This is a genomic window from Ornithobacterium rhinotracheale DSM 15997 (assembly GCF_000265465.1).
Taxonomy (GTDB): Bacteria; Bacteroidota; Bacteroidia; order Flavobacteriales; family Weeksellaceae; genus Ornithobacterium; species Ornithobacterium rhinotracheale.
Genome location: NC_018016.1, coordinates 797,623 through 811,934 on the forward strand (window position 1 = coordinate 797,623; position 14,312 = coordinate 811,934).

Consider the following 14,312-nt stretch of genomic DNA (forward strand, 5'->3'; position numbering starts at 1 on the left):
ACAAAAAACACAACCATCACAATTCAACAACAAAAACAATAAAAAACCAATCATTATGAGTACAGACTTTCAAGGCGGCTGGAACGAAGAAGAAGGAGTATACTACGCCAAAGGCTCCTTTGACAACGAAGTAGAATACTACAACGAAATCATCTGCAACACCAACTTTTGGGATATTTATATGGGAGAAATCCTAAACAATATGTACGCAGGCAACCATGAAGAACCTCTCAAAATTTTAGAAGAAGTAAAAGAAGTCATTTCAGACAACAGAGAAAACATTCAAAACCTCGGAGATTACCACGGCGATAACGACCTAATGAATGCCGCATTACGCTATGTAGAAAAATCAGCCCAACAAGCCCTTGTATGGGAGCAGTTGTTTAAAGACCCACAAGCAAACGAAACCATTCAAGAAGCCACCAACAAACTTTTTGCAAGCATGCAAGAAGACCTAACCCAAATGCAAACTGCCTTAGCAGAATTTGCCGACAAATATTTTGAAGAAGATGAGGAAGATGAGGACTACGACGATTACGATTATGGCAACGAATCCGTAATGATGCAGCATGTAGAATTCGACGAAAACAATCCGTTATTACAACCCATTCACGGCATTAGTTTAGAAGACTACGCCGCAGCGGCAGCCAAGATGGCAAGTGGAGCCACCGAAGATGAAGTCGCCAAAGCCTTAGGCGTAGAACGCCCACAATGGGACGAAGCTAATCAGCTATGGCAAACAAGAATGCAACAAGACTCAGACTTTACCCTCATAGGATTGTATGGGCAATATTTTGCTACGGCAAGTTCGCATCCTAAATTTCAAAATATGGAAAGCGACTCATCTACACCTGCCAATCCAGAAAACTTGGCACGCATCAACGAAGATATTGATTTCTATGCTGAGTTAGCCGGAGCCATGCAAGCCGCCTACGAATACGGAATCGATGGTGCACAATGGCTTCGCGAAAACTACGGACTATCCATTGGCGACTTCCAAAGCGTCGCGATGAAATGGGCTACCAGTCCTGCCTTTACCACAGGCGTGATTGGCAAACAACATAAATTCGCTGAAGAATACGGTAAAAAATTTGCCGAAGAACAAGGAGGCAATATCGCCGATGATGTCGATTTTTAATTGATTATTTTTTAATGCTAAAAGCCTCTCGTATGAGGGGCTTTTTTATGATCGAAAGAAATACTAAGTCTGATAAACTGAAGATAATTTTACATTATGTATGGTGAAAAATCCTTGTTTATGGTAAGGAAAATGGTATCTTTGTTTCGGTAAATATTTTTCACAATCTTATTACAATAATCCGAGATGAAAATAGATATAGAAATAAGTAATAATAAAATAAAAGCTCCTCTAAAAGGTAAAGATGTTTGGCTTGTATTAAAACCTGAAGAGTTAGTAAGGCAGAAGTTTATTTGCCGATTAATTAATCACTATGGATTTACAGTTGAGCAAATGGGGCAGGAAATTAAGGTTAATAATTCCCAAAGAGGACAAGGGCGTGCTATGGCAGATATTGTAGTCTGGCGTAATGGGCAAGACAAGATAGATGGTAATAGCCCTATTATTGTTGTGGAATGCAAAGCCGAGCATATCACTATTAGAGAAGAGGATTATTTTCAAGGATATAATTATGCCGCTTGGGCAGGGGCTGACTTCTTTGTTACAACAAACCTCAAAGAAACTAAAATTTTTAAAGTAGTAAAGGGAAAAATCCCTAAGCTCTTAGAAGAAGTGGTGAATATTCCCAATGCTTCAATTGTGAATGATAAAAAGAAAATCAATTCACTATTGAAACAAACCAAAGCCTTTACCAGAGACGAGTTCTCAAAACTATTATTCAAATGCCACAATATTATTCGTAATAACGATAAACTTTCTCCAGAGGCGGCTTTTGATGAAATTAGTAAAATTCTATTTATAAAAATTCGATACGAAAGAAGTAATTCTGAAAATCAAATTTTCTCAGAAGAAGCATTTAAGGCAGACAAAGCTAGTTATGAAAAATATAAACCAAAAGACGGTAAAGACTTCTATCAATTTTTATTTGAACAAACCAAAGAAGATTTTAAAGATGATGACCTATTTGAACCTAACGAAATTATTCGTATCAGAGAAAATAGTTTTGAAGCCATTGTAAAAGAATTAGAAATATACAATTTATCAACCACTTCAGACGATGTAAAGGGAATTGCCTTTGAGCAGTTTTTGGGAAGAACTTTCCGTGGGGAGCTTGGGCAGTTCTTTACTCCACGAACCATTGTTGATTTTATGGTAGAAGTACTCGACCCACAAGAAAGTGAGGTAATGTGCGACCCTTGTTGCGGCAGTGGTGGTTTTTTGATTAAAGCCTTTGAATATGTAAGAGCCAAAATTGAGAACGAAATACACCAAGCAAAAGAAAAAATAAAAACTCAATACTATAATGAAACTTACGAAAAAGCAGACGAAAAGGAAAAAGAACAGATTGACCAGATTGTAAATAATTTATTTACCAAACTCAATGCAGAATTAGACATCAACAACCCTAAAAGTAGAATACGAGAGTTAAGTTATGATTGTATTTTTGGTACCGATGCCAACCCAAGAATGAGCCGAACTGCCAAGATGAATATGATTATGCATGGAGACGGACACGGTGGGGTTCATCATAACGATGGATTGCTAAATGTAAACGGAATTTTTGAAAACAGATTTGATATTATCCTAACCAATCCGCCTTTTGGTAGCAGAGTGGAAAAATCACTTAAAATAACCGAGGCAGATAAATATACAGACAAAGAGCGGATAAAAAAATACCAACAAAGATATGGCAATGCTTATAACAAAGCCTTAGAACAAGTAAATAATAACATTAATAAACCGCTACTCAGTTTGTATGAAACAGGGAGTATGAGCACTCTTACAGAGGTATTGTTTATTGAAAGATGTTTGAACTTATTAAAGCCAGGCGGAAGAATGGGAATCGTTTTGCCGGAAGGGGTTTTAAATAATACCAATCTACAGAAGATTAGAGATTTTGTGGAGAGTAAAGCCAAAATATTATTGATTACTTCTATTCCGCAAGATGTTTTTATCGCCAGTGGAGCAACTGTAAAACCAAGTTTACTATTCTTCAAAAAATTTACCGAAGAGGAGGCAAAGCAATACCGAAAAATCGTAAAAAAGGCAGAGAAAGAAATTACCGAAAAATACAAACCTCAAACCGAACCGATAAAAGAACAATTAAAACTAAAAGGGAAAGAATCACTACCCAAAGAAGAAAAACAAAAACTAAGGGCAGAACTCAAACAAATACAAGCCACCATAGACAGTGAAATAAAAGCACAAATAAAGGCTGATTTTAATTACCAAGTGCCTATAGCCGAAGTAGAAAAAGCAGGAATAAGTACTACGGGTACACAAATAGAAAATGAGTTAGTCCCACTAGCAAAAGAGTTTAAAGCATATAGAGAAGCACATAAATTATGGGACATTCCTCTAAAAGAAATCACTTACCCTGTAGAAAAAGACCATATCAGCCGTGTACGAATTTATGATGATATGGTATCAGAACCCGAAACCTTTTATAATTAATTGAATATGAAACAAACAGTTGATTATAAATATTTGAATTTCACACAGCTTAGTGCTATTGATAGTTGGAGTACCTATGCTATACTAGGAAAAAGACTAATGTATACAAATAAATATCCATTTGTAGAAATTGGTAAATTCTTAAAACGGAATAAAACACAAGTGAAAATTCAAAACGGTGTCATATATAAAAGACCTACAATTAAGATGAATGCTAAGGGTATAACCCTCAGAGATGAAGTTGATGGTATAAACATAGGGACTAAAAATCAATTTAGAATAAAAGAAGGCCAATTTTTACTTTCAAAAATTGATGCTCGAAACGGTGCATTTGGAGTTGTGCCTAAGGAGTTAGACAATGGAATAATTACAGGTAATTTTTGGACATTTGATGTAGATTATTCAAAAATAAATCCTGTCTATCTTACACTATTAACAGGAACAAAAGAATTTCAAAAATTAAGTCAGTCCGCTAGTGTTGGAACAACTAATAGAAATTATCTCCAAGAAAAATTATTTTTAGATTTTAAAATCCCACTCCCAAGCCTTGCCGAGCAAGAAGCCATTGTAAAAGCCTACCAAACAAAAATACAACATGCCCAAAACTTAGAACAACAAGCCCAAAACTTAGAACAAGAGATTGAGAAATATTTAGATGATATTTTGGGTATAAAAATTAATAATAAAAAGAAAATTACAAAAGGGTTACAAAAAGTTGATTACAAATTAATTGACAAGTGGACTTTAGACGATATATTTAACAAAAATATCATCCAATCAGAAAAATATAGACTTGTAAAAATAAGTGAATTATGTAGTCTCATTACAGATGGAACACATCAAACACCTAAATATTTTAATGAGGGAGTAGTTTTTCTATCAGCAAAGAATGTAACCCAACAAACTATCGACTGGGATAATATTAAATATGTATCTAAAGAAGCTCATAATGAATATTGTAAAAGAGTTAAGCCTGAAGTAAATGATATATTACTTGCTAAAAATGGAACAACAGGAGTAGCAGCCTTAGTGGATAGAGAAATGGAGTTTTCAATTTATGTTAGCTTAGCCCTTTTAAAACCTATAAAAGATAAAGTATTGCCTGAATTCCTATTAAACTTAATAAATTCAAATTTTGTAAAAACACAATTTAATTCAAGGTTAATTGGAATAGGTGTCCCAAATTTACATTTAGGAGAAATTAGAAATACTTTAGTTCCCTTGCCTACAATGAATATTCAAATTGAAATAACAAAACAGATTTCAATTTATAAATCTAATATAAACAATATCAAAAGTAAAGTAGAAACCCTAAAACACCAAGCCGAGCAAGAATTTGAACAAGCAATATTTAATTAAGTTATGAAAATAAAAAAACTACATATCCAAAACTATAAAAATCTCGATGCTGAGTTGGTTCATAATTCAGATCTAATCGCATTGATAGGTAACAACGGAAGCGGAAAGAGTAATTTATTAGAAGCCGTTAGCGGCATATTTTATAACTTTTATAACAAAAAAGAAAAAAATATTCCGTTTAATTTTTCGTTAGAATACGAAATTGCAGGTAACAAAACCGTTTCCATCGAAAAAAAGAACTCTTCCGTTACTACAAAAGTCAATGGCAATCACAAAGCAGATATTTCCGAAGAATTACCCAAACAAGTAGTTGCCATTTATAGTGGAGAAGCAGACCGACTATGGAAAGACAGTTATAAGCCTATGTATGATGAATATATAAAAAATATCAACGCTTCTGATGCTTCCAAATTAGGTGGGTTTGTTCAACTACCGAAAATGCTTTTTATCAATAAATTTTACTGGCATATTTCGCTATTATGCCTCTTACTTTCTGATTCGGAAGAAACACAAAATTTTTGTAATAAAATACTGAATATTCAAAAGATAAATTCGATAAAATTTGTTTTTAATCCTAACAACTATGGCAATTATAGCGAAAGCCCTGTAAAAAACTTTATCAAAACACTCGATGCCAAGAGTGAATATGCTATTGAGGAATTAAAAGAAATTATCTACGATAATAATTATGACTTGAATGATGTATATAAATACCTCTACATTGCCTTTACACCAGATAAAAAGAAAATGTTGGAAAACATCATTATTAAATTTAATGGTGAAAATTTAGAAATAGATGATTTGAGTGAGGGAGAAAAGAAACTACTTCTTATCAAAGCCGCTTTGGAATATGCCGCACAAGAAGACAGCCTTTTCATCTTAGACGAGCCCGATGCTCATATCCACATCAATAATAAAGAGCAAATCGTTAAAAGCTTTGAGTCTTACTCGCACAACCGACAAGTTATCATCACCACACATTCGCCTACACTTACCCAATGTGTGAAAGATGAGAATGTATATATGCTCAACAGTGGTAAAATCGAGGATAGAGACCGACAAGAAATTATCACCAATCTCACAGATGATTTTTGGAACAAACACCAGCAAAATAACTTTTTATCTTCTAAAAAAGACATCATACTTTTGGTAGAGGGTAAACATGATAAACAACATATTAGCAATGCTTTTAATAAATTAAAAGATGAATTTCCGAATCTTGATTTTGAAATCTTTAAACTTAATTCAGAAACAAATATTCAGCCTTTTTTAAGAGGGCTTTATGAGAGTGAGTTTGAATCGACCAAAGTTTATATAGGTCTATTTGATAGAGAGGAAAATATTCTTAAAAAGTTCAAAAATCCTAATGATTACTCAAAAATTGAAGGTAAATCATTCGTTAAAATAAAAGAAAACCAAAAGCCGAATGATAATTATTTTGCCACTACTCTTCCAGAGATAGAAAATAAAAATTGTGATTGCCCTATAGAACTAATGTATGAATATAAAGAGTGGGAAAACGCCTATAAAAAAGCTGTAGAAAATACGATGGGTAAAACTACCAATAAATCAATAAAAGAATACTCAAAAGAAGTTTTGGAGGATGCTAAAAATATACTCGCAGAAAACTCTAGAACATTTGAAAAAGAAGATTTTAAACATTTTAGAAAATTATTTGCTCATATACTGGAGATAAAAGCCTATAGCGATGAGCTTCACTTGCAAAGTCCTTCCGAAACACAAACACGCAATACGAATAGTGAGGAAGCCGATAACAACGCAACCCCAGAGGTACAGACTGTAACTCCCAATACAGTAGAAGCCATTGAGATATACACTACTGCACGAAATACCGATGTAAAAGCACATTTTTACTCAGCATCAGAAAAAGTAACCATTCTACCTGATAGTATATTAGCTACAGATGTAGTCCCAAGTTTTACAGCAAAAGAAAAAAGACAAAGAGAAAAGCTACTCAAAAAGCATTGTAAACAGATAGATAATCAATGGGTAGTACAAGAAGCCGTTGAATTATCCTCACCAAGTGGAGCGATAAAATTTGCAGTCGGTTCAAACATCAACGGATGGAAGTGGTGGTACTTACAGGAAAATAACGAAAAATTGGAAACCATCAGGAAGCAATAGTAGGGAAAAATACAACCGTAGCAGGGAAAAATAGCACTGTAACATGGGAAATATCAATTGCAAAGGGAGAAAAATACAACTGCAAAGGGTAAAAACCCAATTGTAAAAGGGGAAAATAGAAATGTAAGAGGGGAAAAACCAATTGCAACGGGGGAAAACGCAATTGTAAAAGGGGAAAACAGAAATGTAAAAGGTAAAATAGCAATTGCAAAGGTGGAAACCCCGATTGTAAAGGGTAGAAATAGAAATGTAACGGGTAAAAATACAATTGCAATAAGAAAATTTTAAGAAACAGAAAGGTTTTATGATAAAAATCAGTATATTTACACATCAATCATAAAATTTTATTCCTATGAAAAAGTATTTTTCCAACCAACAAACCCTACAAGATTACGGTATTCTATTTGAAAACCTAAACACCCAAACCGAACTAAAAACACAACTCGCCGATTACGGCTACGAAGATTCATAAATTTTATAAAAAAGCCGTACCTTTCCCCACAGCCAAGCAAAAACCACTAAGCGCGACACACAAATAGGTGCCGGCGATAGAAAAACGGCTTACGGCGATAGAAGAATGACAATGGGCGACGAAAGAATGCCTCACGGCAACAGAAGAATGGCAATGGGGAACGCAAATTATTGAATAAAAATAAGAAAACGACTCACGGCGATAGAAGAATGAACAGTTTTCCACCATAAAATTAAAAATAATTCAAAAAAAAATTCAATACAATAAGTAACAAATAAAGCTATGACTAAAGGATTTAAAATCATTGGAATATCAGTGCGCACAAGCAATAGAGATAATCAAGCCGCACAAGATTTAGGCAATCTATGGAATCAATTTTATTCAGAAAATATTTTTGACAAAATCCCCAATAAGGCATCAAACAAAATACTTTCAATTTACACAGATTATAAAAGCGATTATACCGATGAGTACACCACTATTATAGGAGTTCCTGTAACAAGTCTTGAAAACATTCCAAAAGGATTAATAGGCAGAGAATTTGAACCTGATAATTTTCAGAAATTTACAGCAAAAGGAGAAATGCCAAAAGCGGTAGTAGAGGTGTGGTGTAACATTTGGGACAAAGACAAAGATTTAAACCGTAAATACAGCTATGATTTTGAAGTTTATGATGAAAAATCTCAAAACGGCTCTGATTCAGAAGTAGAAATTTACATTGCAACCAATAATCATTCATAAAAAATATACAAAATAAGCAATACCCTATCCTTCCAATCCTCGCAGAAACTCTTCCAGAGATTGTTCTCCAACGAGATTAAGTTTTTGCTTAATACGGTATTTGGTCATTCGCACACTTTTGGGCTCAACAGAGAATATTGTTGCAATTTCCTTGGTCGAAAGATTTAAATATAAATACCCACAATATCGCTGATCTAGAGGTGTAAGCCTACCTTCAGATAGCTCGTTTAGTTTTTCAAAAAACTGAGGATGAATGCTTTTAAACTCGTTTAAAGAAGTTTCCAGACTTTCGTCAATTCGTTTTTCTTCGCGCAAGATTTTTTGCAAGTTAATATCTTCCTCTGCTCGGATTTTCCCAAGAAGTTCATTTTTTCGTTGAATTTGCAGCGACCTTGCTAAATTTTCTTTTTCTATGCGTTGATTTTTAAGCTGCAAGAGTTCTTGTTCGGCGCGTAGGCGTTTCTGTTCCTCTTTTTCCAATTGAATTTTGATTTCAGCCTCTGCCTTTTCTTTCTCCAGTCGCAATGCCTTCTCTTTTTCGAACTTCATTTTCTGTTTGGAATAGCGAAATAGGAAAAACAATAATCCTATAAGCAACAATATAGCCGCTATTAAAAGATAATTACGCATTCGGTGATATTTAGCCGTTTGCTTTGCAATTTCCAGTTCTTTTTTTATCTCCTTATTCTTATAAAATGCTTCATTTTTATAGGTATTTTCAATCTGTTGTTTCTTATAAATAGAATCCTGAAAAGCCTTTTGCTTGTCTTTATAAAACAACGCTTTCTGGTAATCGCCCTGCCCTTCGTAAAGATGAGAAAGCCCTTCGCAAACATTGGTAAGTGTATAATAAAGTGGCGGATTGTGACTTTGGAGCATGGCATAGGCATTTTGCAATAATTGCTCCGCTTGTTTTGGACGATTTTCTTTCATTGCCAAAATAGCTTCCATTCCCATGGCATTGGCTACGATTTCATCTTTATCAAAAACACGCCCCAAAGTCTTATGCACCTTTTGCAAATTAGACAAAATGCTATCTCTTATTTCTGCGGAATGATTGCCCATCCATTTCTCAAAGTAAAAATTGGCAGTATTGATGGCTGAAATCGCATATGTCCTAGCAGAGATATCTTTAGGGTGAGCTCGATACAACTCCTCTACCTTTTTCGAATAATAGAGCACGCTATCGTGCAAGGCTACGCTCCTATTTCTTTGAAATCTCAGTTTCATGATGGTTGATTTTGCCGAATACGCATTAGCCATCACCTCATAATCTTTAGCCTTTTGTGCGGCACTCATACACAACGCAATATACTCTTCCATCTTCTCGATATTGTCCCAATCAGAATAAAGTGCATAAAGCGTGTAATAAATCAAGGCTTCCAAATGATAATTTGTATCCTTTGGCAAAAATTCCAAAGCCTTATTGGCATAATCTAGACTTAAATCATTAATCCCCAAATACCGGAGATAGAAAGATTGTGCATAATAAGCATTTGCCAACGCCTCATTATCTTTAGATTTTTCGGCATTTTCAAGAGCTTGTTCTATGTAATTTCTAGCCCTTTCAAAGTTTTCCTTTCGAATAGCTAATCGGCTTTGAAACGCACGAAGTAGCGATAAATTCTTAGGCTTGTCTTTGTTTTCATGTTCCAAGCGTTGTATTTCGGTATGCACCCAGTCGCTTTTCCCCTCCACATCACTTTTGTCTAACTGAATAATAACAGACTTAATATCAGAAGTCTGCGCAAAGCATATAAAACTAAAAAAGCTTAATACAAGTAAAATAGATTTCTTCATCAAAATCAAAATTTCTAATTCGCAAAGATAGGAGATTCTGCCAGACAATCAGAACGGAAAATACATTAAATCTAGAAAACTCTTTTCGAATTAGCCCCCACGAGCATAAGTGTATTTTTTGGAATAATAATTGACTTCTCATTTCCACAAAAAATTCAACAATGCTCATCATCAATACCAAATGGCTGGCTAAAAATGTAACCGCAATGACGATTTTTCCTTTTATACTACTAAAGGACAAAGCACTCAGGAGCGATGCTCACCTCATCAATCACGAGCGCATTCACCTCAAGCAGCAGGCGGAACTCTTGATTGTACCTTTCTATATTTGGTACTTTTTAGAGTATTTATATCACTACATTAGGCTCAAAGATTCATACCAAGCCTATCGCAGCATTTGTTTTGAACGCGAAGCTTATGCTCACGAAAGCGATTCTTTGTATCTGAAAAATCGTAAATTCTGGGGATTTTGGAACTATTTAAAATAATATAAAAATCTAAATTTTAATCATAAAAAAACGGCAAAATATCGAATTTTGCCGTTTTTAATTTTTAAATAAAATTTAATTAGAAGTTATAAGCATAACCTAATGATATAGCCCCTACACTTTCATTATTTTTGTTAAGACCTCTATACCCCAATGCTATTTCGTGTTGATTTACCTGATAGCCTATTTTAGGCTGATAATAGAAAGCTGTAATACTTTCTCCCCCTCCTGTAACAAAAGCCGCCCCTAAATCTGCCCCCACAAACAACTCTGGAGTAACATTATACTTCACTAAACCAGCTAATGGTATAATACCAATACTTTTTGTTTCTTCTGTATAAGTAGAGTTTCCGCAAACTACGGCCTTTTCTGTTTTCTTTCCGAAATGGTGTTGATACCCCGTAGTAATTCCCAGTCCCAAATTTGGAACTACATTAAAGCTGTATGCTACATCAGCTCCAACAGAAAAAGTATATGCATCACCAAAAATTCCTATTGGTAATGCCACATTACCCCCTATTTTAAAATTTCCTACTTGTGCGTTGGCAATACTTGCAACAGCAACAATTACTAATAAAAATAACTTTTTCATATTATTAAAGTTTTGTTTAATCAAAGCTAATAATTATTTCTCACACAGACAAAAACATTTTTTATCTCTATTTTTCAAAATTCACGCAAAAGGATAAAAAGAAAATTTCTCTTCATAAAAAAAACGGCAAAATATTGAATTTTGCCGTTTTTGATTCTTATTAAAATGATTTAATTAAAAGTTGTAAGCATAACCTAATGATATTGCACTACCACTAGCACCATCTACACTCATGCCACGATAGGCTAGCGCGACTTCACTTCTACCAGATTGATAGCCCACCTTTGGCTGATAATAGAAAACAGTTTCAGAGTCGCTCCCTATAAATAAGCCCGCACCTAAATCTGCACTTACAAAAAGATCTGGCAATAGGCTATACTTTAATTGTGCGGCTAAAGGGAACATTCCTATATTATCATTTTTTATTTTATAAGTTTCGTATTTGGTTCCGCAAATATCTAAAATTTGAACTTCATCGTTTTTACCAAAATATTCTTGATATCCTGTTACCACCCCCAACTCAAGACCTGGAGCTACATTAAACATGTATGCTAAATCGGCCCTGCCGAAAATGAATAAATATCATTAAGAGTACCAATGGGTAGAGCCACATTTGCACCTAACTTAAAATGCCCTACTTGTGCATTGGCAAAGCTCATACTTACCAATGCCATCATTAAAATTAATTTCTTCATGTGTTTTTAATTTTTATATACACAAATTTAAAATTATTTTTCCTTTCATAAAAGGTATTAAAGCTTCTAAAGTAAAAAAATCGGCACCGAAAATTCTGCGCCGATTTTTAATAATCTAAAATTTATAATTATGAAAAATACTATTTCATACTTCCTACCATGTCTCTTGGATTCACCCATTTATCGAAATCCTCTGGAGAAACATAGCCTAAACGCACGGCTTCTTCTTTCAAAGTAGTTCCATTTTTGTGAGCAGTTTGCGCGATTTCAGCTGCTTTGTAGTACCCGATGTGGGTGTTCAATGCAGTAACAAGCATCAATGAGTTGTCTACCAATTCTTTGATTCGCTTATCGTTTGCCTCGATGCCTACCACGCAGTTGTCGGTGAATGAAACACACGCATCTCCGATCAATTGAGCACTTTGTAATGCGTTGGCAGCCATTACTGGTTTAAACACATTTAGCTCATAATGCCCTTGTGTGCCTCCTACCGAAATTGCTACATCGTTACCCATTACTTGCGCAGCCACCATAGTTACTGCCTCGCACTGAGTAGGGTTTACTTTTCCTGGCATGATAGAAGATCCTGGCTCGTTTGACGGAATGATGATTTCGCCAATTCCTGAACGAGGACCTGATGCCATCATACGAATATCGTTGGCAATTTTGTTTAAAGAAACGGCGATTTGCTTCAACGCACCATGAGTTTCCACGATGGCATCGTGTGCTGCCAATGCTTCAAACTTGTTTGGTGCTGTTTTAAACGGAAGTCCTGTAAATTTAGCAATGTATTCTGCTACTTTTACATCATAACCTTGTGGCGTGTTCAATCCTGTACCTACGGCTGTACCTCCTAAAGCTAATTCTGAAAGGTGATCTAAAGTGTTTTTCAATGCTTTTAAGCCATGCTCTAATTGAGAAGCGTAGCCAGAAAACTCTTGCCCTAATGTAAGCGGGGTTGCATCCATTAAGTGAGTTCTACCGATTTTCACAATATCTTTAAACTCCTCTGATTTAGCTTTCAAAGCATCTTTTAATTTCTCTACTCCTGGAATCGTAACCTCAGCGATTTTTTTGTACACTGCGATGTGCATTCCAGTTGGGAAAGTATCGTTTGATGATTGAGATTTGTTTACATCATCGTTTGGCTGAAGGGTTTTATCGCCTTCTCCGATTTTTTTACCTGCCAATTCATGCGCACGATTGGCAATCACCTCGTTCACATTCATGTTTGATTGTGTTCCAGACCCTGTTTGCCAAATAACTAATGGGAATTGGTCGTCTAATTTTTTATCTAAAATCTCATCACAAACTTGTGCGATAAGGTCTCTTTTTTCGGTTGGTAATACACCAAGCTCTGCATTGGCATAAGCAGCCGCTTTCTTAAGATAAGCAAAACCATAGATAATGTCTAGCGGCATAGAAGCTGCCGGACCGATTTTGAAGTTGTTGCGAGAACGCTCAGTTTGTGCGCCCCATTTTTTGTCTGCGGGTACTTTTACCTCGCCTAGTGTGTCTTTTTCTATTCTGTATTCCATAATACTTAATTGATGTTTTTTCGAAGGTTAAAATTACGATTTTTTTATCGCACTTTAGATATGATTTATATTTGCTTTTTAGTTTTAGACCCGTTTCCTTCATTTAATAAGTCTTTATTTCCTTTCATTAAACAAAGCCTTTCCTGCCTTATACTTGCTTATTTTTTAGTTAAAAGTTCAGCTTCCTTTAGCTTTTGGGAGCCTATCTTTTAGAAATCCCTTCCTTATATTTTCAAATTAACCCTTAAGGGTTACTACACTAATCCATAAGGATTATTTAATTAACCTATAAGGTTTACATTGCTAACCCTTATGGTTTTTTTCTAAAACCTATAATGGTTATTTTAAAAACATAGGCTATCTTTGTCTAAAAGATAGGGAGGAAAAGCCCTATCTATCGGTTTATTTTTTTAAAAACACAGACTATGGCAATACACTACTCTATTAGAAAACAAAAAATGCAATTGGGCAAAGAGAAAGGAAAGACTCGATATTACGCACAGTTTTCGCTAAATGGGACTATGTCTTTTCGAGCACTATGTAAAGAAATTGCTAATGGTAGCACGATTTCGGAGGGAGAGGCAATGGTAGTTCTGCTTCGTTTGGCAGAGGTTGTGAAACACGAAATGGAAAACGGGCGCACGGTAGATTGTGGCGATTTAGGGCTGTTTCGGCCTTCGTTTTCCTCCAATGGTGTGGCTAGCGAAGAAGAGTTTAATGTACGACGGGATATGCGACCTCCACGCATTTGCTTTAGACCTAAAAAGGCAATGAAGCGACTAAAAGTTTCTTATAAAAAGAAACAAATTTAAGTCCTTTAGATGGTATCCGAATAAAAATAGGACTGGAACTCAGAGCTCCAGTCCTATTTTTATTTAATTTTATTTTCA

13 protein-coding genes are annotated in these 14,312 nt (G+C 35.0%); 8 read left to right on the forward strand and 5 right to left on the reverse strand.

What is annotated here, in order from left to right:
- Positions 1-55 precede the first annotated feature (55 nt).
- The 6 genes from ORNRH_RS03735 to ORNRH_RS03765 all read left to right on the forward strand — a co-directional run bounded on the left by ORNRH_RS03735 (position 56) and on the right by ORNRH_RS03765 (position 8,309).
- Positions 56-1,138 carry a DUF6620 family protein gene (locus ORNRH_RS03735; protein ID WP_014790574.1) on the forward strand — a complete coding sequence of 361 codons (1,083 nt, stop codon included), beginning with the start codon at positions 56-58 and terminating at the stop codon, positions 1,136-1,138.
- A 186-nt stretch (positions 1,139-1,324) separates the two neighbouring features.
- Complete coding sequence (locus ORNRH_RS03740; protein ID WP_014790575.1) at positions 1,325-3,592, forward strand: N-6 DNA methylase; 2,268 nt, start codon at positions 1,325-1,327, stop codon at positions 3,590-3,592.
- 6 nt (positions 3,593-3,598) lie between these two features.
- A complete protein-coding gene (locus ORNRH_RS12435; protein ID WP_014790576.1) occupies positions 3,599-4,951 on the forward strand; it encodes a restriction endonuclease subunit S in 1,353 nt (450 codons plus the stop codon).
- Between the two features lie 3 nt (positions 4,952-4,954).
- Positions 4,955-7,096: a DUF4357 domain-containing protein gene (locus ORNRH_RS03755; protein ID WP_014790577.1), complete on the forward strand. Its 2,142-nt coding sequence runs from the start codon at positions 4,955-4,957 to the stop codon at positions 7,094-7,096.
- A gap of 57 nt (positions 7,097-7,153) precedes the next feature.
- Entirely contained in the window at positions 7,154-7,384 is a 231-nt protein-coding gene (locus tag ORNRH_RS03760) for a hypothetical protein (RefSeq protein WP_036601251.1), read from the forward strand.
- A gap of 466 nt (positions 7,385-7,850) precedes the next feature.
- Positions 7,851-8,309, forward strand: a complete 459-nt coding sequence (locus ORNRH_RS03765) for a GyrI-like domain-containing protein (protein ID WP_014790579.1) — start codon at positions 7,851-7,853, stop codon at positions 8,307-8,309.
- Positions 8,310-8,333: 24 nt separating this feature from the next.
- Here ORNRH_RS03765 and ORNRH_RS03770 read toward each other — a convergent pair whose 3' ends face one another.
- A complete protein-coding gene (locus ORNRH_RS03770) occupies positions 8,334-10,109 on the reverse strand; it encodes a helix-turn-helix transcriptional regulator (protein WP_014790580.1) in 1,776 nt (591 codons plus the stop codon).
- A gap of 161 nt (positions 10,110-10,270) precedes the next feature.
- Between ORNRH_RS03770 and ORNRH_RS03775 the strand changes: the two genes are divergently transcribed.
- Complete coding sequence (locus tag ORNRH_RS03775; protein ID WP_014790581.1) at positions 10,271-10,597, forward strand: hypothetical protein; 327 nt, start codon at positions 10,271-10,273, stop codon at positions 10,595-10,597.
- A gap of 79 nt (positions 10,598-10,676) precedes the next feature.
- Here the strand turns inward: ORNRH_RS03775 and ORNRH_RS03780 are convergent, their stop codons facing one another.
- The 4 genes from ORNRH_RS03780 to fumC all read right to left on the reverse strand — a co-directional run bounded on the left by ORNRH_RS03780 (position 10,677) and on the right by fumC (position 13,422).
- Positions 10,677-11,189 carry an outer membrane beta-barrel protein gene (locus tag ORNRH_RS03780; protein WP_014790582.1) on the reverse strand — a complete coding sequence of 171 codons (513 nt, stop codon included), beginning with the start codon at positions 11,187-11,189 and terminating at the stop codon, positions 10,677-10,679.
- 174 nt (positions 11,190-11,363) lie between these two features.
- Positions 11,364-11,735, reverse strand: a complete 372-nt coding sequence (locus tag ORNRH_RS03785; RefSeq protein ID WP_081484553.1) for a hypothetical protein — start codon at positions 11,733-11,735, stop codon at positions 11,364-11,366.
- Between the two features lie 5 nt (positions 11,736-11,740).
- A complete protein-coding gene (locus ORNRH_RS12090) occupies positions 11,741-11,884 on the reverse strand; it encodes a hypothetical protein (RefSeq protein ID WP_155814494.1) in 144 nt (47 codons plus the stop codon).
- A gap of 140 nt (positions 11,885-12,024) precedes the next feature.
- The gene (fumC, locus tag ORNRH_RS03790) at positions 12,025-13,422 is read right to left on the reverse strand and encodes a class II fumarate hydratase (RefSeq protein WP_014790583.1); all 1,398 of its coding nucleotides are present in this window, start codon (positions 13,420-13,422) and stop codon (positions 12,025-12,027) included.
- Positions 13,423-13,847: 425 nt separating this feature from the next.
- On the opposite strand from fumC, the gene ORNRH_RS03795 reads away from it, so the two are divergent.
- The gene (locus ORNRH_RS03795) at positions 13,848-14,234 is read left to right on the forward strand and encodes an HU family DNA-binding protein (RefSeq protein WP_014790584.1); all 387 of its coding nucleotides are present in this window, start codon (positions 13,848-13,850) and stop codon (positions 14,232-14,234) included.
- Positions 14,235-14,312: the final 78 nt, after the last annotated feature.